This is a genomic window from Microbacterium canaveralium (genome assembly GCF_047238045.1).
Taxonomy (GTDB): Bacteria; Actinomycetota; Actinomycetes; order Actinomycetales; family Microbacteriaceae; genus Microbacterium.
Window position 1 is genome coordinate 142,621 of record NZ_JBDFMA010000003.1, and the last position, 25,861, is coordinate 168,481.

At 71.7% G+C, this 25,861-nt stretch carries 28 protein-coding genes; 15 read left to right on the plus strand and 13 right to left on the minus strand.

Annotation, left to right across the window (positions count from 1 at the left end; translation table 11 throughout):
• Positions 1–113: 113 nt before the first annotated feature.
• Positions 114–1,022, plus strand: coding sequence for a glycine betaine ABC transporter substrate-binding protein (locus ABC271_RS01590; RefSeq protein WP_412923168.1), 909 nt, complete (start codon positions 114–116; stop codon positions 1,020–1,022).
• Positions 1,023–1,052: 30 nt separating this feature from the next.
• Here the strand turns inward: ABC271_RS01590 and ABC271_RS01595 are convergent, their stop codons facing one another.
• On the minus strand, positions 1,053–1,799 hold the full coding sequence (locus ABC271_RS01595) for a YqjF family protein (protein WP_412923169.1): 747 nt from the start codon (positions 1,797–1,799) through the stop codon (positions 1,053–1,055).
• Positions 1,800–1,847: 48 nt separating this feature from the next.
• Between ABC271_RS01595 and ABC271_RS01600 the strand changes: the two genes are divergently transcribed.
• Positions 1,848–2,108 carry a DUF3253 domain-containing protein gene (locus ABC271_RS01600; RefSeq protein ID WP_412923170.1) on the plus strand — a complete coding sequence of 87 codons (261 nt, stop codon included), beginning with the start codon at positions 1,848–1,850 and terminating at the stop codon, positions 2,106–2,108.
• Between the two features lie 51 nt (positions 2,109–2,159).
• On the opposite strand, the gene ABC271_RS01605 is transcribed toward ABC271_RS01600, so the two are convergent.
• Positions 2,160–2,879, minus strand: a complete 720-nt coding sequence (locus ABC271_RS01605; protein WP_412923171.1) for a hypothetical protein — start codon at positions 2,877–2,879, stop codon at positions 2,160–2,162.
• Between the two features lie 9 nt (positions 2,880–2,888).
• Positions 2,889–3,806 (minus strand): hypothetical protein, encoded by a 918-nt coding sequence (locus ABC271_RS01610; RefSeq protein WP_412923172.1) that lies wholly within the window; start codon positions 3,804–3,806, stop codon positions 2,889–2,891.
• Between the two features lie 186 nt (positions 3,807–3,992).
• On the opposite strand from ABC271_RS01610, the gene ABC271_RS01615 reads away from it, so the two are divergent.
• Positions 3,993–5,258 (plus strand): TrkH family potassium uptake protein, encoded by a 1,266-nt coding sequence (locus ABC271_RS01615; protein WP_412926086.1) that lies wholly within the window; start codon positions 3,993–3,995, stop codon positions 5,256–5,258.
• Positions 5,251–5,946: a potassium channel family protein gene (locus tag ABC271_RS01620; protein ID WP_412923173.1), complete on the plus strand. Its 696-nt coding sequence runs from the start codon at positions 5,251–5,253 to the stop codon at positions 5,944–5,946. The genes ABC271_RS01615 and ABC271_RS01620 overlap by 8 nt, the downstream gene beginning before the upstream one ends.
• Before the next feature lie 66 nt (positions 5,947–6,012).
• Here the strand turns inward: ABC271_RS01620 and ABC271_RS01625 are convergent, their stop codons facing one another.
• From ABC271_RS01625 to fdhD, 5 genes are all read right to left on the minus strand, one after another.
• The gene (locus ABC271_RS01625; protein ID WP_412923174.1) at positions 6,013–6,150 is read right to left on the minus strand and encodes a hypothetical protein; all 138 of its coding nucleotides are present in this window, start codon (positions 6,148–6,150) and stop codon (positions 6,013–6,015) included.
• A gap of 58 nt (positions 6,151–6,208) precedes the next feature.
• Entirely contained in the window at positions 6,209–8,557 is a 2,349-nt protein-coding gene (gene purL, locus ABC271_RS01630; RefSeq protein ID WP_412923175.1) for a phosphoribosylformylglycinamidine synthase subunit PurL, read from the minus strand.
• 176 nt (positions 8,558–8,733) lie between these two features.
• The gene (locus tag ABC271_RS01635) at positions 8,734–8,895 is read right to left on the minus strand and encodes a hypothetical protein (protein ID WP_412923176.1); all 162 of its coding nucleotides are present in this window, start codon (positions 8,893–8,895) and stop codon (positions 8,734–8,736) included.
• A gap of 206 nt (positions 8,896–9,101) precedes the next feature.
• A complete protein-coding gene (locus tag ABC271_RS01640) occupies positions 9,102–11,423 on the minus strand; it encodes an FdhF/YdeP family oxidoreductase (protein WP_412923177.1) in 2,322 nt (773 codons plus the stop codon).
• A gap of 61 nt (positions 11,424–11,484) precedes the next feature.
• Positions 11,485–12,363 carry a formate dehydrogenase accessory sulfurtransferase FdhD gene (fdhD, locus tag ABC271_RS01645; RefSeq protein WP_412923178.1) on the minus strand — a complete coding sequence of 293 codons (879 nt, stop codon included), beginning with the start codon at positions 12,361–12,363 and terminating at the stop codon, positions 11,485–11,487.
• 118 nt (positions 12,364–12,481) lie between these two features.
• Here fdhD and ABC271_RS01650 point away from each other — a divergent pair, with 118 nt between their 5' ends.
• The 3 genes from ABC271_RS01650 (at position 12,482) to ABC271_RS01660 (ending at position 14,513) form a co-directional block, all read left to right on the plus strand.
• Positions 12,482–13,075: a hypothetical protein gene (locus ABC271_RS01650; RefSeq protein WP_412923179.1), complete on the plus strand. Its 594-nt coding sequence runs from the start codon at positions 12,482–12,484 to the stop codon at positions 13,073–13,075.
• 71 nt (positions 13,076–13,146) lie between these two features.
• A complete protein-coding gene (locus ABC271_RS01655; protein WP_412923180.1) occupies positions 13,147–13,899 on the plus strand; it encodes a YcnI family copper-binding membrane protein in 753 nt (250 codons plus the stop codon).
• Positions 13,900–13,901: 2 nt separating this feature from the next.
• Positions 13,902–14,513, plus strand: coding sequence for a copper resistance CopC family protein (locus ABC271_RS01660; RefSeq protein ID WP_412923181.1), 612 nt, complete (start codon positions 13,902–13,904; stop codon positions 14,511–14,513).
• A gap of 133 nt (positions 14,514–14,646) precedes the next feature.
• Here the strand turns inward: ABC271_RS01660 and ABC271_RS01665 are convergent, their stop codons facing one another.
• Positions 14,647–15,135 carry a DUF1990 domain-containing protein gene (locus ABC271_RS01665; protein ID WP_412923182.1) on the minus strand — a complete coding sequence of 163 codons (489 nt, stop codon included), beginning with the start codon at positions 15,133–15,135 and terminating at the stop codon, positions 14,647–14,649.
• Between the two features lie 158 nt (positions 15,136–15,293).
• Here ABC271_RS01665 and ABC271_RS01670 point away from each other — a divergent pair, with 158 nt between their 5' ends.
• From ABC271_RS01670 to ABC271_RS01680, 3 genes are read left to right on the plus strand one after another with little or no spacing between them, the layout of a single operon-like run.
• Positions 15,294–16,490, plus strand: coding sequence for a molybdopterin molybdotransferase MoeA (locus tag ABC271_RS01670; protein ID WP_412923183.1), 1,197 nt, complete (start codon positions 15,294–15,296; stop codon positions 16,488–16,490).
• On the plus strand, positions 16,484–17,071 hold the full coding sequence (gene mobA, locus ABC271_RS01675; RefSeq protein ID WP_412923184.1) for a molybdenum cofactor guanylyltransferase: 588 nt from the start codon (positions 16,484–16,486) through the stop codon (positions 17,069–17,071). The genes ABC271_RS01670 and mobA overlap by 7 nt, the downstream gene beginning before the upstream one ends.
• The gene (locus tag ABC271_RS01680) at positions 17,068–17,337 is read left to right on the plus strand and encodes a DUF6457 domain-containing protein (RefSeq protein ID WP_412923185.1); all 270 of its coding nucleotides are present in this window, start codon (positions 17,068–17,070) and stop codon (positions 17,335–17,337) included. Before mobA ends, ABC271_RS01680 begins: the two co-directional genes overlap by 4 nt.
• Positions 17,338–17,474: 137 nt before the next feature.
• On the opposite strand, the gene ABC271_RS01685 is transcribed toward ABC271_RS01680, so the two are convergent.
• Complete coding sequence (locus tag ABC271_RS01685) at positions 17,475–18,656, minus strand: citrate/2-methylcitrate synthase (protein WP_412923186.1); 1,182 nt, start codon at positions 18,654–18,656, stop codon at positions 17,475–17,477.
• Between the two features lie 52 nt (positions 18,657–18,708).
• Here ABC271_RS01685 and ABC271_RS01690 point away from each other — a divergent pair, with 52 nt between their 5' ends.
• Positions 18,709–19,824 carry a citrate synthase gene (locus ABC271_RS01690; RefSeq protein WP_412923187.1) on the plus strand — a complete coding sequence of 372 codons (1,116 nt, stop codon included), beginning with the start codon at positions 18,709–18,711 and terminating at the stop codon, positions 19,822–19,824.
• Between the two features lie 128 nt (positions 19,825–19,952).
• Complete coding sequence (locus tag ABC271_RS01695; protein WP_412923188.1) at positions 19,953–21,149, plus strand: MFS transporter; 1,197 nt, start codon at positions 19,953–19,955, stop codon at positions 21,147–21,149.
• Positions 21,150–21,206: 57 nt separating this feature from the next.
• Here ABC271_RS01695 and ABC271_RS01700 read toward each other — a convergent pair whose 3' ends face one another.
• Positions 21,207–22,082 (minus strand): helix-turn-helix transcriptional regulator, encoded by an 876-nt coding sequence (locus tag ABC271_RS01700; RefSeq protein ID WP_412923189.1) that lies wholly within the window; start codon positions 22,080–22,082, stop codon positions 21,207–21,209.
• Positions 22,083–22,155: 73 nt separating this feature from the next.
• On the minus strand, positions 22,156–22,530 hold the full coding sequence (locus ABC271_RS01705) for a hypothetical protein (RefSeq protein WP_412923190.1): 375 nt from the start codon (positions 22,528–22,530) through the stop codon (positions 22,156–22,158).
• Positions 22,531–22,603: 73 nt separating this feature from the next.
• Here ABC271_RS01705 and ABC271_RS01710 point away from each other — a divergent pair, with 73 nt between their 5' ends.
• Positions 22,604–23,347, plus strand: coding sequence for a DUF429 domain-containing protein (locus tag ABC271_RS01710; protein WP_412923191.1), 744 nt, complete (start codon positions 22,604–22,606; stop codon positions 23,345–23,347).
• A gap of 50 nt (positions 23,348–23,397) precedes the next feature.
• On the opposite strand, the gene ABC271_RS01715 is transcribed toward ABC271_RS01710, so the two are convergent.
• Positions 23,398–24,150 carry an SDR family NAD(P)-dependent oxidoreductase gene (locus ABC271_RS01715; RefSeq protein ID WP_412923192.1) on the minus strand — a complete coding sequence of 251 codons (753 nt, stop codon included), beginning with the start codon at positions 24,148–24,150 and terminating at the stop codon, positions 23,398–23,400.
• A gap of 305 nt (positions 24,151–24,455) precedes the next feature.
• On the opposite strand from ABC271_RS01715, the gene ABC271_RS01720 reads away from it, so the two are divergent.
• On the plus strand, positions 24,456–24,821 hold the full coding sequence (locus ABC271_RS01720; protein ID WP_412923193.1) for an ArsR/SmtB family transcription factor: 366 nt from the start codon (positions 24,456–24,458) through the stop codon (positions 24,819–24,821).
• 18 nt (positions 24,822–24,839) lie between these two features.
• Positions 24,840–25,817, plus strand: a complete 978-nt coding sequence (locus ABC271_RS01725) for an SRPBCC family protein (protein ID WP_412923194.1) — start codon at positions 24,840–24,842, stop codon at positions 25,815–25,817.
• The last annotated feature ends 44 nt before the right edge of the window (positions 25,818–25,861 follow it).

Below are 25,861 nucleotides of genomic sequence, written 5' to 3' on the forward strand. Positions count from 1 at the left end.
CAACCCCGCGCGTGAGGGGTCGACAAGTGTCGCTTCGGGGTCATCGAAGCGACAGAAATCGACCCCTCACGCGTCGAAGAAACGACATACGGAACCAGAAAGAGAGCAATCACATGAAGAACACGCGACACCTCACCGGCATTCTCGTCCTCGGCACCGCAGCGTCCCTCGCGCTCGCCGGCTGCGCGAGCGGCAACCAGGCAGAGGGCGGCGCCGGCGACGGCGGCGACAAGGGCACCATCACGCTCGGCTTCCTGCCGTCGTGGACCGACGGCCTCAGCACCGCGTACCTCCTCGAGGACCAGCTCGAGAAGATCGGCTACACCGTCGAGATGCAGACGCTCACCGAGGCCGGTCCGCTGTACGCCGGGCTCGCGCAGGGTGACGTCGACATCTACCCGTCGGCGTGGCCCGAACTGACCCACAAGTCCTACATGGACACGTACGGCGACTCGATCGAAGACCTCGGTTCCTACTACGACAACGCCAAGCTCACGATCGCGGTGCCCAGCTACGTCGACATCGACTCGATCGACCAGCTCAAGGGCAACGCTGCGCGCTTCGACGGCAAGATCTACGGCATCGAGCCCGGGGCGGGTCTGACGAAGCAGACGCAGGAGACGATGCTTCCCGGCTACGGCCTCGACGGCGACTTCGAGCTGGTGACCTCGTCGACTGCGGCCATGCTCACCGAACTCGACAACGCCATTTCGGCGCAGAAGGACATCGCGGTGACCCTGTGGCGCCCGTTCTGGGCCAACGACGCGTACGACGTGAAGGACCTCGCCGACCCCCAGGGCCTCATGGGCGACCCCGAGAAGCTGCACTTCCTCGGTACCGCCGGGTTCGCCGAGAAGTACCCGGATGCCGCTGAGCTCATCGCCGGCATCCAGCTCGACGACGCGCAGTACGGCTCGCTCGAGGACCTCGTCGTGAACGAGTACGGCGAGGGCCGCGAGGCCGAGGCCGTCGACGCGTGGCTGGAGCAGAACCCCGAGGCGTTCTCGACGCAGCGCAGCTGACGCACCGCACCGCGAGCCCCCTCCGTCGACTCAGGCGGAGGGGGCTTTCGCGATCGCCCGGGCGGCGGTGAAGCGCGTGCGGAAGCCGGGGTGCCCGGCAGGCATCGCGAGCACGGAGTCGGGGGTGCGTCCGGCGAGCTGCGGGAAGCCGGCATCCGCGACGAGGTCGTCGTCGAGCACCTCGAGCTCGGCGGTGACGAGCGGCCACGGCTCGTGGCTGTTCGCGGCCCAGATCGTGCGGCCGAGGTGGCGCTCGTGGAATCCCCAGCGCGCCGTGAGGAAGCGCGAGAGCGGAGTGTCGACCGGGTCGGTACCGATGCGCGCGCGCAGGCGGGTGCCGGGATGCCGGTCGGTGTGCCGGCGCGACCGGTACTCGATGAGCGGCCCGTCGGTGCGCACCCCCGCCCGTGCCCAGCGGTACGGCAGTCCGAACAGCACCCGGGCCGCGAGCACCGGCGCGAGATGCTCGGCCTCGAGCGTGCGGAAGACCACCCCTCGACGCCCGGCGCCGTCGACCGCGTACGTGCGGACGTTGATCTCGGTGAACGTGCCGACGAACGGTACGGGCGGCAACGGCAGGAAGCGGAACTCGCTCAGCACGAACGGCACCAGCCCCACCCACGCCGAGCCGTCGTGCACGTCCGGGCGCGTCCCGGCGGGCAGCATCGGCGCGACCTCGTCCGGGTCGACGCGCCAGTGCACGAAGACGGCGCGGTTCCACCGCTGCTCGATGACGGCGCGGCCGGGGAGGGCGGGGGCGTGGCGTTCGACAGGCACGCGCCGATTCTCGCCCCTGATGCCGTCTCGCGGAGGGACACTGGACACATGCCCCCGTCATCTGCTGCGGATCCCCGGCTCGTGGCATCCATCCGCTCGTTGCTCGCGCAGCGGGCGGACGGCGCGACGATCTGCCCGTCGGAGGCGGCCCGTGAGGTGGGCGGCGACGAGTGGCGCGACCTGATGCAACCGGCGCGGGATGCCGCACGCGAGCTCGTCGACGCCGGCGAGGTCGAGGTCACGCAGCGCGGCGAGATCGTCGACGTGACGACCGCGCGGGGGCCGGTGCGCATCCGCCGCGCGCGCTGAGGCGGCGTCGCGTCGAGGTTCGCGGATCGGCATCCGCGACGAACGGTGGCGTCAGACGGCGGGTTCGGGCGGCGTCGGTGAGGCAGGGCGCGGCAGTTCGAGCGCGACCTTCTTCTCGAGGTTCTCGACGGCCTCGTCGCTCAGCCAGATGAGTCCGTCGAGCTCCTGCCGGACGCGGCGGTAGGCGACCTGCCGCTCGTTCGGGGTCGCCGCCTGGTCGACCGCGACGCCGAGCAACTGCTGAGCGGTCTCGAGGCGCTTGCGCTCCTCGGGGGTGAACGCCGCCGCCTTCACACGCCGTGCGTCGCGCTCGGCCACCTCGAACGCGACCTCGTAGTCGGTCACGGCGTCGCGGTACTCGGCGAGACGCTCGGGCGTCGGCTTCTCACCCGCGGCGGGGCGGAGGTTGTCGGCGACCTTCTTCGCGCGCAGGAATGCGGCGGTGAGGGGCTGCCGGCCGTCGCTCATCGCGGGGTAGGAGATGAGCTTCGAGACGTCGAGTTCGTAGTCGAGCCAACGGTGCGTGATGTCGTCGTGTCTCGCCTGCGCTCGGGCCAGGTCGTCGCCCACTGCAGGGGCTTGGACGACCGGGGAGGGCACGGATGCCGCGACCCCGCTCTGCACCCGCATCAGTTCCAGCTGCTCGCGGTGGCGGCGTCGGGCCGAGAGCTCGCGCTGCTTGTTGACGGTTCCGATCGCACCCATCGTCATGCCGAACAGCGGGAACACGAGCCACCAGTAGTGCCCGGCGAACTGCAGGAATTCGTTCACGTCGCCACGCTACGCGTCCGAGTCGTTCTTGCGCGCACGCTTGGTGTGGCGCTCGTTCCACGACTTGGATGCCGCCTTTCCCATGTTCTCCATCGACCAGGCCAGAGCCCGTTGCGCCTGCTCGGCCCAGTCCGACGCCATCCGGCCCCACGCGTCGGCGGGATCCACCGGGGGACCGTCGTCCCGCCCACGGCGCGCGGCGCGTTCGGCCCGCTCGAACGCGTGGGTCAGCGCGCGGACGGCGTCGCGGTAGGCGAGGAAGTCGGCCGGTTCGAGCCGCGAGGTCGTCGACGCCGGGCGCAGCCACTGCGCTCGCTCGTGAGCGCGGAGGAACTCCGCCAGGAGCGGCGACTTCGGATCGCTCATCACCGGGAAGTCGATCGCGAGCGCCGGGTCGGTCTCGTACGCCATCCAGCGCACGAGCACCGCGTCGTGCTCGGCGAACAGCCGCTCGACGGGCAGCGGAGCACTGCCCGCGCGGATCGCGGGCAGCATCGCCTTCGCCGCACGTACGGCGGCGCGACGCGCCCGGATCTCGGCCGAGGCCGCCCGCAGTTCGCGTTGCGCCGCGGTGAGGCGGGCCCGCGCCGAGGAGACCGCGTCGGAGGAGACTCGGGATGCCGCGCGCTCGGCCTGGGCGCGCATGACCTCGGCATCCGCGATCTTCACCTCGGCCCGGCCGCGGGTGACGGCGTGGCGTGACCTCTGCAGATCGAGAAGGGCCGCGTCGAACTCGAGGCGTCGGGCGGCGGACTTGCTGAGCGGTCGGTTCGTCCACGCCCGCGCAGTGCGATCGGTCGTGGAGGCACCCGCGGGAAGGGCGCGGCGGCGCGTGCTGCGCACGCCGATCCAGCCGACGGTGCCGGCACCGGCTGCAGCGGGGCCTATCCACCACCAGTCGACGATCAGCGCCAGGAGCGGTTCCACGCCCTCATGCTACGACGGTGTGCCGACAAGCGCCTGAGTCGTCCGGTCGGCCGCCGAGCGGGGGTGTGAGATCGTTGCTCGGTGAGATTCCGGCGATCCGCGGGGCGCGGCAGCGTGGGCGCCGGCGTGCTCTGGCGACTCACGCCCGGGCGGGCCATCGTCCTCGCGTTCGGCGGTGTCCTGGCCATGGGCACGGGTCTGCTCAGCCTTCCCGTTTCGACGCAGGGGCGCGGGGCGACCTTCATGGAGGCCCTGTTCACCGCCACCAGCGCGCTGTGCGTCACGGGGCACATCATCGTCGACACGGCGACCTTCTGGTCGCCGTTCGGTCAGGTCGTGATCATGGTGCTCATCCAGATCGGCGGCTTCGGCGTCATGTCCCTCGCGACCCTCCTCGGGTTGCTCGTGGCGCGGCGGCTCGGCCTGCGTACGCGCCTGACGGCCGTGAGCGAGACGCACACCGTCGCGGTGGGCGATGTGCGTCGGGTCCTCCTCGGCGTCGCCACCATCACCGTGATCGCCGAGGTCGCGGTGGCGATCCTGCTCGCGGGACGATTCGGACTCGGGTACGGCGAGCCCTTCGGTCGAGCGCTCTGGCTCGGCGCGTTCCACGCCGTGTCCTCCTTCAACAACGCGGGCTTCGCCCTCTTCAGCGACAACCTGATGTCGTTCGCGACCGACCCGTGGATCTGCCTGCCGATCTGCGCCGCGATCATCCTCGGCGGTCTGGGGTTCCCGGTGATCATGGAGCTGCGTCGGCGGATCCGCTTCCCGCGTCGGTGGACCCTGAACACCGTGACGGTCGTCACCGGCACCATCGTCCTGCTCGTGGCCGGGGCGGTCGCCCTCACGGCGCTCGAGTGGTCGAACCCGGCGACTCTCGGGCCCATGGACCCGGCCGGGCGCGTTCTCGCCGGGTTCACGATGTCCGTGATGCCGCGCACCGCGGGGTTCAACTCGATCGACGTGTCGCAGATGCACGGGGCGAGCTGGTACGTGACCGACATCCTCATGTTCATCGGTGGCGGTCCCGCGGGCACGGCGGGCGGCCTGAAGATCACGACGTTCGCCGTCCTCCTGTTCATCATCGTGGCCGAGCTGCGAGGGGACACCGCTGTCAACATGTTCGGCAAACGCCTCCCGCGGTCGACTCACCGCGAGGCGCTCACCGTGGCGCTGCTGTCGCTGGCGCTCGTCGTCGGCTCGACCCTCGCCATCATGGTGATCAGCCCGTTCGGTCTCGACCGCGTCCTCTTCGAAGTGATCTCCGCGTTCGCCACCGTGGGCCTGTCGACGGGGATCACCGCGGACCTTCCGACCGCCGCCCAGCTCATCCTCATCGTCCTAATGTTCATCGGCCGGCTCGGCCCCGTCCTGCTCGGCACCGCCCTCGCGTTGACCCGAGAGAAGCGCATGTACGAACTCCCGAAGGAGCGTCCGATCATTGGATAACGCAGCCCCCTTCTTCCGTCGCCGCCGCACACGTGAGAACGCATCCTCCATCGCGGTCATCGGTCTCGGGCGCTTCGGCGGAGCGCTCGCGATCGAGCTGGCCCGCTCGGGCACCGAAGTGCTCGGCATCGACACCGATGAGGACATCGTCCAGGCGATGAACGGCGTGCTCACCCACGTCGTGCGCGCGGACTCCACGAAGCAGGCAGCCCTGGAGCAGCTGGGTGTTCTGGACTTCGACCGGGTCGTGGTGGGCATCGGCACCGACATCCAGGCCAGCATCCTGACGACGTCTCTGCTCAAGCGGATGGGCGTGCGGTCGATCTGGGCGAAGGCCATCAGCGAGCAGCACGGACTGATCCTCGAGCAGCTCGGTATCGAGCACGTCGTCTATCCCGAGGCGGACATGGGCCGACGGGTGGCGCACCTCGTCCGCGGCGCGATGCTCGACTACGTCGAGTTCGACAAAGACCTCGTGGTCGCGAAGACCGTCGCACCCCGGGAACTGGAGGGGATGACCCTTCAGCAGGCCGGTGTGCGTCGTCGCCACGGTGTGACGATCGTGAAGATCAAGGGCGCCGATGGGGAATGGCGTCCCGCCGGCGCCGATTCGGTGGTGTCGGCCGGTGATCTGCTCATCGTCATCGGCCCGGTCGAGCAGACGGAGCGGTTCGCGGCCCTCCTCTGACCCGGGTGGTGCCTCGCGGCCGGCCGCCGAGGTGTCGCGTCGTGACCGGCGGGGCCGTCGGACGCGTCAGCCGAACAGCAGCGTCAGGACCGTCGCGCCGCCACCCGTCAGGATCAGCGCGCCGATCACCACCCACGCGGTGATCTTGACGCGGCGCTGACGGCGGGCGTCGAAGCCCGCCATGTCGTCGTCGTGCTCGGTCATCGGCGACTCCTTTCGTGTGGCGGGTTCGTACGGACCCCGGCCTGATGGGCCGGACGGCTCAGGCGGCGGGCTCGGTGACCGTCGGGCCGAAGACGCCGGGGAGCGTCTCGGTCGACAGGCGGCGCAGCTCCGAGACGGGAACCGTGAACACGTCCTGGATCTCCAGCGTCGCCTCCGCACCCGGCTCGACGTCGGTCACGCCGATGCGCAGCACCGGGTAGCCGCGGCCGTTGCACAGGCCCCGGAACTTCACGTCCTCCTCGCGCGGCACGCTCACGAGCACGCGGCCGGTCGACTCGCTGAACAGGGCGGCGGTGGCATCCACGCCGTCACGTTCCATGAGCTCGGTGAGCCAGACGCGCGCGCCGACGCCGAAGCGCATGACGCCCTCGGCGAGGGCCTGGGCGAGTCCGCCCGAAGACAGGTCGTGCGCGCTGGAGACGAGCGACTGCGAACCCGCGGCCTGCAGCAGCTCGGCGAGCTTGCGCTCCTGCGCGAGGTCGACCTTCGGTGGACGGCCGCCGAGGTGGTCGTGGATGGTGCCGGCCCACTGCGAACCGTCGAGCTCGTCGGCCGTGACGCCCAGGAGGTACAGGTTCTCGCCGGCATCCTGCCAGCCGCTCGGGATGCGCGCGGCGACGTCGTCGATGATGCCCATGACGCCCACCACGGGGGTCGGGTGGATCGGCTGGTCACCGGTCTGGTTGTAGAACGACACGTTGCCGCCCGTGACCGGGATGCCGAGTTCGAGGCATCCGTCGGAGAGGCCCTCGACGGACTGGCTGAACTGCCACATGACCTCGGGGTTCTCGGGGCTGCCGAAGTTGAGGCAGTCGGTGACGGCGGTGGGAACCGCGCCGGTGACGGCGACGTTGCGGTACGCCTCGGCGAGGGCGAGCTTCGCGCCGGTGTAGGGGTCGAGCTGGCAGTAGCGGCCGTTGCAGTCGGTGGCGATCGCGAAGCCGAGACCGGTCTCTTCGTCGACGCGGATCATGCCGGCGTCGTCGGGGAAGCTCAGCGCCGTGTTGCCGAGCACGTAGTAGTCGTACTGGTTCGTGATCCACGACGTGTCGGCGAGGTTGGGGCTCGCGACGAGGGTCGTGAACTGCTCGCGAAGGGCGTCGTTGTCGACGGCGCGGGGGAGCTTCGCGGCCGAGTCGGACTGCAGCGCGTCGATCCACGTGGGGTACGCGACGGGACGCTCGTACACGGGGCCGTCGACGGCGACGGTCGAGGGGTCGACGTCGACGATGCGCTCGCCGTACCAGTCGATGACGAGGCGGCCGTCGCCGGTGACCTCGCCGAGCACGCTCGTCTCGACGTCCCACTTGCCGACGACCGCGAGGAACGCGTCGAGCTTCTCGGGAGCCACGATCGCCATCATGCGCTCCTGGCTCTCGCTCATGAGGATCTCCTCGGGCGTGAGCGACGGGTCGCGCAGCAGCACCTTCGACAGCTCGACCTTCATGCCGCTGTTGCCGTTGGCCGCGAGCTCGCTCGTGGCGCACGAGATGCCTGCGGCACCGAGGTCCTGGATGGCTTCGACGAGGTCGTCGCGGTAGAGCTCGAGGCAGCACTCGATGAGCACCTTCTCGGCGAACGGGTCGCCCACCTGCACCGCGGGGCGCTTCGTGGGTCCGCCGTCGGCGAAGGTGTCGGATGCCAGGATGCTGGCGCCGCCGATGCCGTCGCCGCCCGTGCGGGCACCGAACAGCACGACCTTGTTGCCCGCGCCGGACGCGTTCGCGAGCTTGAGGTCTTCGTGGCGGAGGACGCCCACGGCGAGGGCGTTGACGAGCGGGTTGCCCTGGTAGACGGAGTCGAACACCGTTTCGCCGCCGATGTTCGGCAGGCCCAGGCAGTTGCCGTAGAACGAGATGCCACTGGTGACGCCGTGCACCACGCGCGGGGTGTCGGGGTGGTCGATGGCGCCGAAGCGCAGCTGGTCCATGACGGCGACGGGGCGCGCGCCCATCGAGATGATGTCGCGGACGATGCCGCCGACGCCCGTCGCTGCACCCTGGAAGGGCTCGATGTAGCTCGGGTGGTTGTGCGACTCGACCTTGAAGGTGACCGCCCAGCCGTCGCCCACGTCGACGACGCCGGCGTTCTGGCCCATGCCCACCATGAGGCGGGTCTTCATCTCGTCGCTGACCTTCTGGCCGAACTGGCGCAGGTAGATCTTGCTCGACTTGTAGGAGCAGTGCTCGCTCCACATGACCGAGTACATCGCCAGCTCGCCGCTGGTGGGGCGACGGCCGAGGATCTCGCGGATGCGGGCGTACTCGTCGTCCTTGAGGCCGAGGGCGCCGTAGGGCTGGTCCTTCTCGGGCGTGGCGATCGCGTTCTCGACCGTATCGGCGAGGGCCGTGCGGTGGGCGGGTGCAGCGGGGTTCGGGGTGGTCACGCGGCTGAGCTCCAAGAATCGCGGGGGCCGGACGGGATCAGTCTAGTTGGGCGGTCCGTGCAGGCTGCCGCGGCTCCGCGATGCGCACACCCTCAGTCCGTTTGGCGGCATCCGGGCTGAGGGTGTGCGAATCGCTGAGGTTGCGCGCGACAGTGGCGTGTGGCATCCCCTCGAGGTCAGTCCGCGATGTGGACGACCTCGCGGCTTCGCCAGTGACCGATCGCGCTGAGAACCAGACCGACGACCGCCCACGCCGTCAGCACGAGCCAGGGCTGTGTCGTGTCTGCAGCGGGGAAATAGCTCAGATCGCGGATGAGCGTCGCCGACGCGCCCGGCACGAAGAACTGACCGACCCCGCCCCACGGTGCCGCGCCGGGGCCGCGCGCGCTCGGTCAGTGATTCGCGCAACCTCAGTCGCTCAGCCGAGGCCCGGGCTGAGTTTGTGCGAATCGCTGAGGTTGTGCCGTGCGCACCGAGGCCGGCGGTCGGGCTGCGCAGCCGGTTGCGGCTGCACGCGAACAGCGCGTGCAGCCGCGGCATCCGGTCAGGCCGTCTTCGCCACCCGCACGCGCAGGCTCTTCATCAGCGGCTGGTCGCTCTGGCGGCTGTAGTCGTCGGGGCCGAGGAGCACGTTCATCTCGGGGAAGTACCCCGCGGCGCTGCCGCGCGGGGTGTCGTACTCGAGCGCCCGGAACGCGGTGATGCTGCGCACCGAACCGTCGCGTGAGGTCGCCACGATGTCGACGAGGTCGCCCTCGGCGATGCCGCGCTCCTTCATGTCCTTGCGGTTCATGAAGATGAGCTCGCGGATGTTCCGGACGCCGCGGTACCGGTCGTCGGCCGAGTAGATCGTGGTGTTCCACTGGTCGTGCGAGCGCATGGTCTGGAGCACCAGGACGTCGGAGTCGGCGGGGATGACGTCGGGGAGCTCCGCCGTGGAGAACTCCGCCTTGCCGGAGGGCGTGCGGAAGTCGCGCTCGCGCGCCGGCTGCGGGATGCGGAAGCCCCAGTGCTGACGCACGAGCTCGTTGAAGCCCTCGAAGCCGGGCAGCACCTTCGCCATCGTGTCGCGGATGCGGTCGTAGTCGGCGACGTACCACTCCCACGGCGTCTTCGAGTCGGGCATCGCGGCGCGGGCCATGCGCGCGATGATCGCCGGCTCGCTGAGGAGGTGCGGCGACGCGGGCTTGCGCGACCCGAGCGAGAGCATGACGGAGCTCATGGCATCCTCGGTCGAGATCGACTGCGGACCGGATTCCTGCTCGTCGCGCTCGGTGCGACCGAGGCAAGGGAGGATCAGCGCGGCCTTGCCGTGCGTGAGGTGGCTGCGGTTCAGCTTCGTGCTGACGTGGACCGTCAGCTCGCAGCGGCTCATGCCCTCGGCCGTGAGCTTCGTGTCGGGAGCGGCCCGCACGAAGTTGCCGCCCATTCCGACGAACACCTTCAGGTCGCCGCGGTGAAGGGCCGCGACGGTGTGGACGGTGTCGAGCCCGGGATCGCGGGGCGAGCGGATGCCGCACACCTCGTCGAGCTTGGCGAGCCACTCTTCCGTCGGTTTGTGGTTGATGCCGCACGTGCGGTTGCCCTGCACGTTGCTGTGGCCGCGCACCGGCGACGGACCGGTGCCCAGGCGCCCGACGTTGCCGCGCAGGAGGAGGAGGTTGACGATCTCGCGGACCGTGTCGACGCCGTGCTCGTGCTGGCTGACGCCGAGGCACCAGCTGATGACGGTGCGCTCGGACGCGAGGTACACATCGGCCGCTGCGCGGATCTCGGTCTCGGTCAGACCCGCCTGCGTGACGAGGTCGTCCCACGCCGTCGCCTCGACGAGTGCTCGGTAGGCCTCGAAGTCGTTCGTGTATCCGTCGATGAACGCGCGGTCGAGCACCGACGGGTCGCTCTCGGCGGCCTCGAAGACGACCTTGGCCATGCCGCGGATGAGGGCGAGGTCGCCTCCGGGGCGAACCTGCAGGTTCATCGTGCTCGTCGGGGTCGAGTGGAACGTCGCCATGTCGACGATCTCGTGCGGCACGATCGTGCGGGTCGCCGCCGCCTCGCGCAGAGGGTTCACGTGCACGACCTGCGCCCCGCGATCGACGGCCTCGGCGAGGCTCGTGAGCATGCGCGGGGCGTTCGACGCCGCGTTGACGCCGAGGACGAAGAGGGCGTCGCAGTTCTCCCAGTCCTCGAGGTCGGCGGTGCCCTTGCCGGTGGCGAGGGATGCCGTCAGCCCGCGGCCCGAACCTTCGTGGCACATGTTCGAGCAGTCGGGGAGGTTGTTCGTCCCGAGCTCTCGCGCGAACAACTGGTACAGGAACGACGCCTCGTTGCTGAGGCGCCCGGACGTGTAGAACGCGGCCTGGTCGGGGCTATCGAGACCCTGCAGGTGCTGTGCGATGAGGCGGAACGCGTCGTTCCACGAGATCGGGACGTAGTGGTCGGTCGCGGCGTCGTACGCCATCGGACCGACGAGTCGGCCGGCATCCTCGAGAGCGAAATCGGACCATTCGGCCAGCTCGGACACGGAGTGCTCGGCGAAGAACTCCCTGCCGACGCGCTTGTGGGTCATCTCCCACGTGACGTGCTTGATGCCGTTCTCGCAGATGTCGAGGGCGACGCCCTTGTCGTCCGGCCACGCGCACCCGGGGCAGTCGAAACCGCTCTTCGGGTGGTTCATCGTGAACATCGCCTTCGTGCCGGCGATGGGCTGGCGCTGCTCGAGCAGGACCTTGCCGACCGTGAGCGCGGCACCCCATCCGGCGGCTGGGTGCTGGTACTCGCCGGTGCTCGACCAGTCGCCTGTCACGGCGGGTCCGAGACCCCCCTGGCGCGGAGTCTCCTTCATCAGCCCGAACGCGTCACCCATGCTCACCCCTTCGATGGTTGCGGCGCCGACACGGTGGCATCCACACACCGTGCGCCTCCGGTCAGCGTACGCCCGAGGCCTCCGCCATGGCGGGGGTTGTGGACGGTGCGACGATGCGATCCGGACGTGTGTAGAGGTTCATGCTGCCCCCGCGGACGAATCCGGCGACGGTGAGTCCGGCACGCTCGGCCAACTCGATGGCGAGCGACGACGGCGCCGACACGGCGGAGAGAACGGGGATGCCGGCCATCACGGCCTTCTGCACGAGCTCGAAGCTCACGCGGCCCGACACTTGCAGCACGGTCCCACGCAGCGGCAGCCGGTCGTTCAGCAGGGCCCAACCGACGACCTTGTCGACGGCGTTGTGGCGGCCGACGTCTTCGCGCACGACGAGCAGCTCGCCCGAGGCGACGTCGAACAGCGCCGCCGCGTGCAGCCCGCCGGTCTTCTCGAACACCTTCTGGCCCTCGCGGAGGCGGTCGGGGAAGCCCGCGAGGTCGACCGCCTCGACCCGGATGGAGTCCTCCGACACGTCGTACGTCGACACCTTCTCCACCGCCTCGATGGATGCCGTTCCGCACACCCCGCACGAGCTGGTCGTGTAGAAGTTGCGGGCGATGTCGGGCGAGGGGAGCGTCACACCCGGGGCGAGGGTGAGATCGAGCACGTTGTAGGTGTTGCCGTCGGCGCCGCCGGTGCCCGGTCCTCCGCAGTGGATCGCGCGAGCGAACTGGTCGCCCCGGTGGATGACGCCTTCGGACACGAGGAACCCCGCCGCGAGCTCGACGTCGTGACCCGGCGTGCGCATGGTGACGGACAGCGGTGACCCGGCGACGCGGATCTCGAGCGGCTCCTCGACGGCGACGGCATCCGGTCGCTGCCGGTTCACGCCGTCGAGCGTGATGCGGGTGACGCGGCGCGACGCCGTCAGGCGGCCCACGTCAGGACCGCTCGCGCGAGGTGGGGGACATGCGTCGAGCGTACGCCCGGGGTGCGGGGCGGGGGCCGGTGTCCGACCCGTGTGATGGAATGGCAGCGCACGAATCTGGAGGACCGACATGTCGGCGAGAGCGGGGCGCGCGCGTCGCGCGGTACGCGGGGTGTCCGCTGCCGTGCTCGCCACCTTCGTCGCGACCCTCTCGCACTCCGTCGCCGCGGGTGACCTGCCCGCCGCCCTGAACGTCGTCCTGGCGCTCAGCCTCGCGGCGCCGCTGTGCATCGCCCTGGTCGGCCGCACCGCCTCGTGGTGGCGCCTGACGACCGCCATCGTCGCCAGCCAGGCGCTGTTCCACTCGCTGCTCGCCGTCGACCTCAGCGGGGGAATCGTCGCTTCCGGCCACCACGGCGGTGCCACAGCTCTCGCCGAGGTCGCGGCATCCGGTCACTCCCACGGGCTCACGGGCACCGAGTCGCCCTGGATGTGGGTCGCGCACGCGTTCGCCGCGGCCGTCACCGTCGTGGCGCTCGGCTCGGGCGAGCATGCGCTGCGCGCCGTGGCCTGGCTGCTGACCGACACGTTCCGCGCCCTCGTGCCCGTCTCGGCGCCGCGCCCCCGGGTGGCGCCCCGCGTGCGTCCGGAGGCACCGCTGCTCACGGTCGCAATGACCGTGCTGTCGGTGATGAGGCATCGGGGTCCGCCGCTCGCGGCGTAAGACCCTCTCCTCTTCACCCTTCGCGCTTCGGCGTGCCCTCACGCCTGCGCATTTCGCAGAAAGCAGCATTCATGTCCCGTACGTTCTCGCGCGCCCTCGTGGGCGCGGCCGCCGGCCTCGCCCTCGCGCTGGGCATCCCGCTCGCGGCATCCGCACACGTCACCGTCAACCCCAACACCGCCACCCCGGGCAGCTACGCCACGGTCAACTTCCGCGTTCCGACCGAGTCGGAGACGGCCTCGACGGTGAAGATCGAAGTGACCCTCCCGACCGAGACCCCGTTCACGGCGGTCCTCGTGCAGCCGGTGCCCGGCTGGACCGCGACCGTCGAGAAGGGCGCCCTCCCGGCGCCCGTCGAGGTCGACGGCAACACCATCAGCGACGGACCGCTGAAGATCGTCTGGCAGGCCGACCCCGGCGTGGGCATCGGTCAGGACCAGTTCCAGGTCTTCTCGGCCGTCCTCGGACCCGTGCCCGACACGGGACACGTCGTTCTGCCCGCCGTGCAGACGTACTCCGACGGCGAGGTCGTGAACTGGTCGGCCACGCCCGACGAGGTCGCCGCCGACGACACGCTCGAGCCCGCTCCGGTGCTGTACATCAACGACGCACCGCCGGCCGCGGGCCACGGCGCCTCGCACGACACCGCGACCGCGGCGCCCGACGACGACCACGACGCGGCCGACGCGTCGGCGTCGGCGTCCTCCGCTTCCGACGATTCGGCCGGGGTTGCGCTGGGCCTCAGCATCGCGGCGCTCGTCATCGGCATCGGCGGCGCAGTCCTCGGCGCGCTAGCGTTCGCCCGCCGCCCGAAGAAGGCCTGACCGTGCGCGCGCTCACGGCGTCTCGGCGTCGGGCCGGCCTCCTCAGCCTCATCGTCGCCGCGGCCGCCGTGGGCGCGGCGTTCGGCGGAGCCCCGGCCGCGTCGGCCCACGACAGCCTCGTCTCGGCGACGCCGACGGCCGACGAGACGGTGTCGACGGCATCCGATGTGGTGTTGACGTTCAGCGCCAACCTCCTCGGCGCTGACGGCGGCAACGAGGTCATCGTCGTCGGGCCCGACGCCCGCCACTACGAGACCGATTGCACGGCTCTCGCGGGACCGGCGCTCACCACCCCGGTGGAGCTCGGACCCGCCGGCGAGTACCAGGTGACGTGGCGAGCCGTGTCGTCGGACGGTCACCCCGTCTCGGGCACGTACGCGTTCGCGTATGCCCCGGCACCGGGCGCGACGGCCGCCGCCGGCTCGGAAGCGTCGCCGTGCGCGAGCGTCGCGTCGCAGCAGGAAGCAGCGGGGGCCCCGGATGCCTCGACCCCCGCGGCCCCGTCGGGGTTGGTCATCGGCCTGTCGGTCGGAGGCGTCGCCGTCATCGTGGTGGGGGTCGTGGTGGCGCTGCTGCTGCGTCCGCGCCGGACGGACGAGTCCTCAGACGAGTGACACCGGAGGGGAGGGGCTGCGGTCCCTCCCCTCTCGGGTGGGGGCGTGGAATGCGGTTCGACCTGTGGCATGCGGCCCGGCCCGTGGCATTCGGCCCGGGCCGTGGCATCCGGTCGGTCAGTGGTTCGGGGTGTCAGCGGCTCGGCGCGTCGAGAGTCCGGAGGTAGCGCTCGGTCATGCGGCGCTGGATCAGGCGATTCGCGGGCCACGCGATCCGCGTGAACCAGCGGCCGGGACGCGAGAACGCCGTGATCGTGAAGGTCACCTCGCCCGATGAGGCGAGGGCCAGGACGAAGCGCTCCTCGCCGCTCTCCGGATGCCCGGGCAGTGACCCGTACGCGAACCCCGCGTGGTCGTCGTCGCGCTCGGCCCAGACCACCAGACACGGGATGCCGAACGGCCCGAGCCGCATGTCGATCCGGGTGCCGACGCGCAGCGGTGTGTCCGACATCCGCACGATGGCGCCCGCCCGTCGCTGAACGGCGCCGCACAGCAGCGCGTCCGCCGCCTGCTCGAACGCGACGCGACCTCGACCGATCACGCGCTCGGCGCGCACGTGGTGGTACCCCGGCGGAAGCGGTCCGGCCGTCGCCCCGATCTCGGCGTAGGTCAGGTCGCTCATGCCGCACACGGTACTCGCGCGGTGTCGCCGAAGGGAGGGGATTCCGTCGGGGGAGGACGTGTCAGAGCTCCCACGTCCTCCGCTCGCGCGATTCCCTCCCGCCGCGCCGGCCCGGCTTACGCTGGGCACATGCCCCTCACCCTCCGTCGGTCGGTCGTGTGATCGACGTCGCCGAGCACCTCGCCGCCGTCCTCGAGGCGGCGCGGCCGCTCCCCGCCGAGTCCCACGACGTCGCCGCGGCGCGTGGCCGCGTGCTGCGGCATCCCGTGCGTGCGGCGGTCGATGTGCCCGCGTTCGACTCCTCGGCCATGGACGGCTTCGCGCTGCGTTTCGCCGACGTCACCGCCGTGCCGGCGACCTTCCGCGTCGTCGCCGACCTTCCGGCCGGCACCGATCTCGATCCGACCCTGGATACCGCCGAGGCCGCGCGCATCATGACGGGAGCGCCCGTGCCCACCGACGCCACGGCGGTCGTCCCCTTCGAGGACACCGAGCGTGGACTCGCCGGCGGCCTCGACCCCGTCACGGTCGTCGCGGCGCCGCGCGCGCCCGGGGCGCACATCCGCCGTCGGGGGTCGGACGTGAGCGCGGGGGACCTCGTCGTCGACGCGGGCGTGCGGCTCACCGCGGCGTGGATCGGCGCGATCGCGGCATCCGGGGTCGGCACCGTGTCGGTGTCGCGCACGGCGCGCGTGGCGGTGGTGTCCACGGGGTCGGAGCTCGTCTCGCCCGGCGCTCCGATGCGGCGCGGGCAGATCCCCGAGTCCAACAGCGTCCTGCTCGCGGGACTCGCCGAGGAGTCCGGTGCCGAGATCGTGTTGCGCACCAGCGTGCCCGACGAGGGCGACGGCCCCCGCCGGGCGATTGCCGCCGCCGAAGAGGCCGGTGCCGACGTGGTCGTGTTCTCGGGGGGCGTCAGCGCGGGAGCGTACGAGGTCGTGAAGAACACGCTCGGCGACCTGATGCGCTTCGATCGCGTGCGCATGCAGCCCGGCAAGCCCCAGGGCTTCGGGGTCACGCCCCGTGGAACGCTGCTGTTCGGCCTCCCCGGCAATCCCGTGAGCGCGGCCGTCTCGTTCGAGCTCTTCGTGCGCCCCGCGCTGCGGGCACTGGAGGGGGACGCCGAGGTCGGCCGCACGAGCACGCGCGTCGCGCTCGCCGGAGGGTGGCGCGCCCGACCCGAGAAGACGCAGTACGTTCCGGTCTCGCTGGACCGGACGGATCCGGCCGCGTGGGTGGCGCGCCCGACCGAGCGAGGCCCGCGCGGTCTCGGCGCCGCCGACGGACTCGCCGTGCTCCCGCCCCGCGAGAGCGATGTCGCGCCGGACGAGCTCGTCACGGTCGCGCTGTGGTGAGCGTCGACGCGATCCTCCTCGCGGGCGGGCGCGGCTCGCGCGTCGATGGTGCGGTGAAGCCGCTGTTCGAGGTCGGCGGCGGCACGCTGCTCGGCGCGGCGGTCGAAGCGGTCCGGACGCACGGGGCGCGGCGGATCGTCGTCGCGGCCCCCGTCCTCGATCCGACGCTCGACGTGGAGTGGGTGCGTGAGGATCCGCCCTTCGGTGGGCCGGTCGCAGGCATCGTCGCGGCTCTGGGCTCGGTGGATGCCGACGAGGTCTACGTCGTGGCCTGCGATCTCGCGCACGCCGATCGTGCGGTCGCATTGCTGTCGGAGCCGCTGTCGGCCGGTCTCGACGGAGCGTGCCTCGACGACGGTCGACGGCAGTGGCTCGTCGGGCGGTATCGCACCGTGGCGCTGCGGGAGGCGGCATCCGCTCTGCCCGACGGCGGGCGCGACGCGTCGATGCGCGCACTGCTCGGCGGCCTGGAGGTCGGCGCGATCCGCGCGGATGCCGACGTCACCCGCGACATCGACACGTGGGACGATCTGACTGCGGCGGGCGGACGAGCTCCCGCATCCCCCGAGGAGGAGCCGTGACCGAATCCCGCACCCTGCCGCCCGAGGCGCTGAACGAGTGGAGCGCCGCCCTGGCCGAGGAGTTCGGCCTCGCGGAGGGCGACATCCCCATCGCGTTGATCCTCGACCTGGCCCGGGACGTCGCGAACGGTGTGGCGCGCCCTGCCGCTCCGCTCAGCGCCTTCGTCGCCGGACTGGCCGCCGGGCGAGCCGGGGGAACGCCCGCCGACACCGAGGCCGCGGTCGCCGCGGTGGTCGAGCTGGCGAAGGGGTGGGACCGGGGCTGACCGACCCGGGACCGTCCCGCGGAGTCGGTGGGTGGCACGCCGTCGGCGGCCCGCCGTAGCGGCATGTCCCGGACGGACTCCGCACGACCGCACGCCCGGAGCCCGCACGCGGTACGGAGGGAACCCCGCCGCCGGGGCTACGGCCCGACGTACTCGCCGCGCGGTCGCAGGCGCATCGCGGGCTCGGCGTACTCGGCGGCGATGTGGGCGATCCATCCGGCCGTGCGCCCGACGACGAACACCGTGGCCGCGGTGTCCTCGGGGAGCCGGGCCGCCGAGGCGAGCGCCGCCAGTGCCAGGTCCACGTTCGGTGCCAGGCGGGCGCGGTCGGCGACGACCTCCCGGAGCCGGCGCACGGCATCCATCGTCCCTGCGCCGTCGGGCAGGGTGGCGAGCAGCGGGAACAGGGCGTCGGCCCGGTCGTCGATGCTGTCGTAGAGCGGATGGCCGAACCCCGGGATGCCATTGCCCTCCTGCAGCGCCTCGGCCAGGGCCCGCTCCGGCTCCAGGCCGCGGCGCACCCGGGCCAGGAGGCGCGCGGTGCGGGTGGCGGCAGAGACGTGGAGGGGCGAATCGGCGGCGCCGAGCGCCGCGCTGACCGCGGCGTATCCGTCGGCCCGTGCCGATGCCGCCACGCGCGCCGCGAAGGTCGACACGGCCAGATCGTGGTCGATGAGCAGCACGAGAGCGGCGTTGACCGCTGCGACCACCGCGGCCGACGGGGCGGGGATCCACGAGCTCACCAGGGAGCGGGCGAGATCGGGGTGCGGGTGCCCGCCGAGGGCGACGGGGAGCCCGGTCAGCAGGACCCACCCGACGCGATACGCCGTCGCGGGACTCGCGTCGCGCCGGAGCGGATCGTCGGCGGCGAAGCCCGTCAGTGCCGCGCGCAGTCGGTCCATCGGACCCGTGTGCAGCGGCAACGCCTGCACCATCGCTCGGGCGGAGCCGATCGCGGTGTCGGGCGCGTCGACGCGCTCGGCATCCCACAGCCACGCGACGATGTCGGCGAAGGGGCGATCGATCAGATCGCGGGCACGCCGGCCGCGGAAGAGCAGTTCGCCGTCTTCGACGTCGGCGACGTCGGTCCGGATGACGCCGAGGGGCATGCCGGTCGTCGGGTGCGGGGGCGTGCGTGCGGCCGTCCGCCGACGGGCGGCGGCGAAGGCCTCGACCTCGAGCGCGTCGAACGTCGATCCGCGTGCGTCGCGCTCGCGCGCCAGCATGCCGCGCGAGACGTAGGCGTACAGGGTCGCGGGCTTCACGCCGAGGCGTGCGGCGGCCTGAGCGGCGGTAAGGCGGGCGAGTGGTGCGGACACATTGATCCGATCAACATTGACGGTACGAACGTCATGTTCGCACACTGAGCGCATGAGCGAGCTGATCGATGTCCCCCGCGGCCTGACCGGGGTCGTGGCCGCCGAAACCACCATCGGCGACGTGGACGGCGAGGCCGGCGTCTACCACTACCGGGGAATCCCGGCGGTCGACCTCGCGCGCGAGCGCACCTTCGAAGACGTCTGGCATCTGCTGGTCGTCGGTGAGCTTCCGGATGCCACCGCCCGGGCATCCTTCCTCGCCCGGGTCGCGGAGGCCTCGGCGCATCCCGCCGTCGCCGGGGTCGTCGAGACGGTCGTGGCACACGTCGGTGATCCGCTCACCGCTCTGCGTGCGGCGTGGCCCCTGCTGGCATCCGCGCGGGGCACCCGCCCCCTGTACGACCTCGACGAGGGGGCGCGGCTCGACGACGCGATCGCGTTCGCGGCCGTCGCCCCGCGGGTCATCGCCGCCGCGGCGCGTGGGGCCGACGCGGGCCCGACTGGGAGCGGTCTCACCCCGACGGGCAGCGTCGTCGCGGACTACCTCACCGCGCTCACCGGCTCCCGTCCCGACGCCGGGCACGAGCGGGCCCTCACGGCGTACCTCATCGCCGCGATGGACCACGGCTTCAACGCCTCGACCTTCACCGCGCGGGTCATCGCCTCGACCGGCGCCGACATGGCGGCGTGCCTGACCGGGGCGCTCGGTGCGCTGTCGGGACCGCTCCATGGCGGAGCGCCCGCGCGGGCGCTCGAGAGCCTCGATCGCGCCGGTGAGGACCCGGAGCCCTGGATCCGTTCCGAACTCGCCGCCGGCCGTCGTCTGATGGGCTTCGGTCACGCCGTGTACCGCACGACGGACCCGCGTTCCGCGCTCCTGCGCGACATCGCGGAGGGCTTCGGCGGTCCGCGGGTCGCGCACGCGTTGACGTTCCAGCAGGCCGCCGAGCGGCTCCTCGCCGCGCACAAGCCCGACCGGCCGCTGCACGCCAACGTCGAGTTCTACGCCGCGGTCGTGATGGAGGAGTGCGGCATCCCTCCCGAGATGTTCACGCCGACGTTCGCGCTCGCGCGGACGGTGGGCTGGACGGCGCACGTGCTCGAGCAGGCGCGGGACCCCAAGATCATCCGGCCGTCCGCGCGTTATGTGGGCCGGCCCCTGTCGTAGCGTCCGGTTGCGCGGTCTGGACGCCGACGCGTTGCGGACGACCGCGGCGGGCGGGCCCCCGGACGAACGGTGGGATGCCGCGGACGTTCGGTCGGGCGCGCCGGTCGGTCGTCCGCGAGCATCGAGGAATGACCACGACAGCACCCGTTCCCGTCTCCTCTCCGACCCGGATGAGGTACGGCGGACTCGTCGTCCTCATGTTCATGAGCTTCTTGCTCGTCACCGCCGAGTTCCTCCCGAACGGCGTGCTGACCGAGATCGCCGCGAGCCTGGGGATCACCCCGGGTCAGGCCGGTCAGACGGTCACCGTCACGGCGCTCGCGGGACTGCTCGTGGCACCGACCATCGGCATCCTGGTGCCGCGCCTCGATCGGCGACTGCTGCTGACGGCCGCGGCGGCGGCCGCCGCGGTGTCGAGCATCGTCGTCGCGGTCGCGCCGAGCCTCATCGCGATCCTGGCGGCACGGTTCCTGCTCGGGGCGGCGATCAGCACGTACTGGTCGATGTCGATCCTCGCGGCCGCGGCGCTCGCCGCCCCCGGACGCATCGGCCGGGCCGTCATGTTCACGTCGGCCGGCCTGTCGCTTGCCACCGTCGCGGGTGTGCCGCTCGGCGTCGCCCTGAGTGAGCTGCTCGACTGGCGGATCACGTTCCTCATCGTCGGCGTCGCCACGGCCGTTCTCGGCGTCGCGGTCCGCGCCGTGCTGCCCCCGGTGCCGGCGGTCACCGTGTCGAGTCTGCGCATCCTCGGCGACACGCTCCTGCGCCCCGGCAACCTCGTCGGGATGATCGGACACGTCCTCGTCGTGCTCGGACACTTCCTCGCCTACACGTACGTGCGCCTGTCGCTGGAGCGCCTGCCCGGCATCGAGCCGGGAACCGTCGTGCTGCTCCTCGCCGCCTTCGGTGTCGGAGGGTTCGCGGGCAACATCGTGATCGGCATGATCGTGGACCGGGCCTTCGGGCGGCTGGCGGTGACCGGTCCGCTCGTCATCGCCGCCGCGATCGCGGTCGTCCTGCTGCTGCCCGGCGCCTTCGCCGCCGTGGCCGTCGCGGTGGTCGTGTGGGGCTTCTTCTTCTCGTCGTGGCTGATCATCGTCAACACGTGGGTCGGCAAGCGGATGCCGGACCGCCTCGAAGCCGGCGGCAGCCTGGTCGTCACCGGATTCCAGCTCGCGATCACGATCGCCGCGGGGGTCGGTGGCCTGCTCGTCGACACGGTCGGGATCGAGACGGTGGATGCCATCGGCATCCTGCTGCTCGTCGTCGGTGCCGTGCTGTTCGGGCTCTCGCTGCGTCGGCGGACGGCCGCCTCTGTTCGGTGAGCGCGGGAGTCGCGGGCCCGCTGGACACCGAACGAGTGTGCTCCGGGCTCGCGGCTCCTACGCCGTGACGGCGCGCGCCCGCCAGGACGACGGCGCCACCCCGGTGTGGCGGCGGAACGCGCGGCGGAAGCCCTCGTCGCTGGCGTAGCCGAGGGAGCGCGAGACCTCGGACACCGGCATCCCGGCATCCAGGAGTCTCTTGGCCTCCCGCACGCGCACCTCGGTCACGTAGCCCGCGGGCGAGCGCCCCACGGTGTCGCGGAAACGCTCGGCGAAGACGCTCCGCGACATCGCGGCGAGCGACGCGAGCTGCTCGAGCGTCCAGTCGTGGCCGGGGTCCGCGGCGATCGCGGCCGTGACGCGGGCGAGGAACGGGTCGGCGACGGGCGCGGGCCAGCCGTCCATCGACGCCCAGGCCCGCACGGCCGACAGCAGCACTGACCGGATCATCGATCGGCAGACGACGGTGTCACCCGGTCGGTCGCACGCGGCGCCGTCGGGCATGGGGCCGAGGTGCCCGGCCAGAGCCGCGGCAGCGGGCTCGAGCCGCGCGAATCCGGTCACGAGCACGGTCGGCGGGAGGGATGCCACGACCTCGGACGGCGTGATCTCCGCCGTGACCACGATGACCTCGACGCCGGACTGCGACGACAGCACCAGACGGCGGCCTCCGAGCGACATCGCCGCATCGCCCGCGAGGAGCGTGCGTCGACCGCTGACGGAGTGGCCGCCGCCGGTCGGGGCGTCGACCTGGCAGCCCGTGCCGACCGCGAGGTCACCCGTGATCTCGCCGCGGTGCACGTACACGAAGGTCGTCGATCCGGTCGGGAGCACGATGTCTCCGCCGGCGTCGAGGACGACGCGGCGGGAGCTCCCCGTGCGCACGTCCAGGGTGGCGAGGGCGCGCTCGAGAGCGTCGGTCGGCGGCGTCATGCGTGAGCAAACGGCCGGCGCCGCCCGGGCATTCCTGCGGCGTGCTCCCGTGTCCTCGACCGGGGGGAACGGGTCAGGTCAGGAACAGGGCGCCGCTGAAGAGGCCGATCGAGATCGACAGCAGGAACGCCGCGACACCGGCGATGAAGCCGGCGGCGGCCAGCTCGCGCGCCATGCGCGCATTCAGGCTCAGGATGCCGAGCACGAAGGACACGAGGGCGAGGGCCCAGATGCCGATCTGGATCCAGAGGAACTCATCGAGTTCCGCGACAGCGCTCACCGACACCAGGAAGATGTGCCAGCCCACCACGATCGCTCCCGTGACGATCGCGATGATCGACACCGCGCGCAGGTCACCCCGCGGCGTCGGGGGTGCCGGCGGTTCGTCGCGCGGCGGCACGTTCTGTCCCGGCTCGAGGGAGTCGGGGAGTTCGTCGTCGGCGGGCATGGGTCGATCCTCGCAGGTTCGCCGCCCCGACGGCGAGGGCTGCGACGTCGGTGGCCGCGCGTAGCCTGCCGGAATGAGAACGATCGGCGTCGACCTCGCGGCCGGTGTGCCCGGCACCGCCCTCGCCGAGATCGAGTGGTCGAGCGGCGGCGCTCGCTTGACGCGGCTCGAGGTGGGGGTCGACGACGCTGCGATCGTGGCATCCGTCGGCGCGGACGGCTGGCTGGGACTGGACTGTCCGCTGGGCTGGCCCGACGCGTTCGTCGACTTCGTGCAGGCGCACCACGCTCGCACCGTTCCGGTCGCGGGCGAGGTCGACGGGGGAGCGGAATGGCGGCGCGGCCTCGTCTACCGCCGCACCGACGTCGTGGTGCGCGACCGCATCGGGCGCTGGCCGCTGAGTGTCTCGACCGACCGGCTCGGCGTGACCGCCCTGCGGGGGGCGGGGCTGTTGCGACGTCTCGCCGAGGCGGGCTTCCCCGTCGATCGCGCGGCCGAGGGGCGGCTGTTCGAGGTCTACCCCGGCGGGACGCTGCGGATCTGGGGCTTCGACACCACGAGATATCGAGTGGATGCCGCCCGCCGAGCGGCCCTGCTCGCGGTGCTGCAGCAGCGGTCACCGTGGTTCGACGCGCGGCCGTTCGCGGCGCTCGCCGTGGCATCCGCCGACGCGTTCGACGCGGTGATCGCGGCCCTCGCGACCCGCGCCGCAGCCGCCGGCCGCTTCGTCCGGCCCGAGCCCGCTGACCTCGAGGTCGCGCGGCGCGAGGGGTGGGTCGCGCTGCCGGACGGGGACTTCGAGGATCTGGCCCGCTGAGGCCCGCGCGGCCCCGCCCGGTCGGGGCGTGGGCCGCGCGGCATCCGGGATCAGGCGGCGGTGTATCCACCGTCGACGACGTGGTAACTGCCGGTGACGAAGCTCGCGGCGTCGCTGGCGAGGAAGGCGACGAGATGCGCGACCTCGTCGGGCCGACCGAGGCGGCCGATCGGGTGCTTGCTCACGAGGAACTCCTTGGCCTCGTCGCCGAGGGCGTCCAGCAGCGGGGTGTCGATGAAGCCGGGGCCGACCGAGTTCACGCGGACGCCGTGCGCCGAGTACTCCAGTGCGGCGGTCTTGGTCATGCCGACCACGGCGTGCTTGGCCGCGACGTAGGCGGGCGAGGTGGCGAAGCCGACGCTGCCGAGGATCGAGGCCATGTTCACGACGGAGCCGCCGCCGTTGGCGAGGATCGAGGTGATCTGCGCCTTCATGTTGCGGAACACGGCGTTGAGGTTGATCGCGATGACCTTGTCCCACGCGTCATCGGGGTACTCGGCGGTCGGGGCGGCCGCGCCGCCGATGCCGGCGTTGTTCACGCCGATGCGCAGCGGCGCGAGGGAGTTCGCGAGCTCGATCGACGACGCGATCCACGCCACATCGGTGGCGTCGCCGACCGAGGCCTCGGCCGTGCCGCCCGCGGCGCGGATCTCCTCGACGACCGTGTTCGCGTGGTCGGCATTGAGGTCGTTCACGACCACGGCGGCGCCGTTCTGGGCGAGGAGCAGGGCGGTCGAGCGTCCGATACCGCTGCCCGCTCCCGTCACGATCGCCGAACGGTTCGCTACGTCGTACTGAGCCATGGGTGGGCTTCTTCCCGGGCGGGCGCGGTGCCGGGAGATCTTCTCGGACGGTCCGTCCTCGTGCTTCGAGCCTACGCCTGCGTGAGGGGGATGGATGCGGGTGAATGGAAATAGGGCTGGGTGCGACAACGCCCGTCGGCCCGTCGCGTGCGGCGCATCCTCAGCGATTCGCGCTACTCGAGTGGCATCCGGAGTCTTTGGGGTGACGTCGTGCAGATCACCGAGTTCGTGTCGACCCTCGACCACCACCGCAACAGCCGGCGCGCTCTTGCCCACCCTCCGCCGCAGTGCTAACGTGCAACCAAATGGTTGAACGAACCGATCCCACCGATGCCGACATCGATCGCGTGTTCCACGCGCTCGCCGATGCGACGCGGCGCGACATCGTCCGCCGGACGCTCGTGGCCGAGCAGTCGGTGTCGGCGCTCGCCGCGGGGTACGCGATGTCGTTCGCGGCGGTCTCGAAGCACATCGGCGTGCTCGTCGAGGCCGGGCTCGTCCGCAAACGCGCCGAGGGGAGGGAGCGTCTCGTGCACGCCGATCCCGGCGCCATCGCGCGGGTGCAGCAGCTTCTGCGTTCCTACGAAGACCTCTGGCGCGGACGCATCGACCGCCTCGACGCCCTCCTCGCCGAAGACCCGGATGCCACGGCATCCAGCCAGCCGAACTGAGAAACGAAGGAGTCCCTCATGCCCGTCACCTCCGTCGAGACCGACACCGAGTCGCTCACCATGACCCTCGTCGCCGACTTCCCCGTCGGCCCCGAGCGGCTGTGGGCGGTGTTCACCGATCCGCGGCAGCTCGAGCGCTTCTGGGGCCCTCCCGGCTGGCCGTCGACGTTCGACGCGTTCGACTTCACCCCCGGCGGCTGGGCGAAGTACCACATGACCTCGCCAACGGGGGAGCGCGCCGGCGGCGCGTGGGAGTTCGTGTCGATCGACCCGCCTCGAGGATTCGAGGTCATTGATTCGTTCGCCGACGACAACGGCGAGCCGATCGAGGGGATGCCGTCGATGCACATGGTGTTCACGTTCGAGGCGACGCCCGAGGGCTCCCGCATGACCAACGTCTCGTCCTTCGCCTCGGCCGACGCGCTCGAACAGGTCGTCGCGATGGGCGCCGTCGAGGGCTCCACGCTCGCGATGAACCAGCTCGACGTCGTCCTGCAGGACCTCCGCGCCTATGCGCAGGGCAAGGGCACACAGCTCGAGGTGCTCAGCGACCAGCACGTGCGGATCACGCGCCTCATCGACGGGCCGCGCGACCTGGTGTGGCGCGCGCACACCGACCCCGACCTGATGCGGCAGTGGCTGCTCGGGCCGGACGGCTGGCGGATGACCGAGTGCGAGATCGGCGACACTGTGGGCGCGACGTATCGCACGGCGTGGGCGCCCGAGCCCGGCACCGAGGGCGAGGCGTTCGGCTTCGACGGCGAGGTTCTCCTCATCGACGCGCCCCGCCGCGTCGTGCAGACCGAGCACATGATCGGCACCGACTTCCCGTCCACGACGAACGACCTCTCCTTCTACGAGGAGGACGGCGTCACCCTGCTGACGCTGCTCATCGAGTACCCGGATGCCGCCACCCGCGACATGGTCCTCGCCACGGGCATGATCGACGGCATGGAGATCAGCTACCGGCGCCTGGAGGGCGTGCTCGTCAGCTGAAGCACGAGGGCGGCGGGCCGAGAGACCCGGTCCGCCACCCCCGT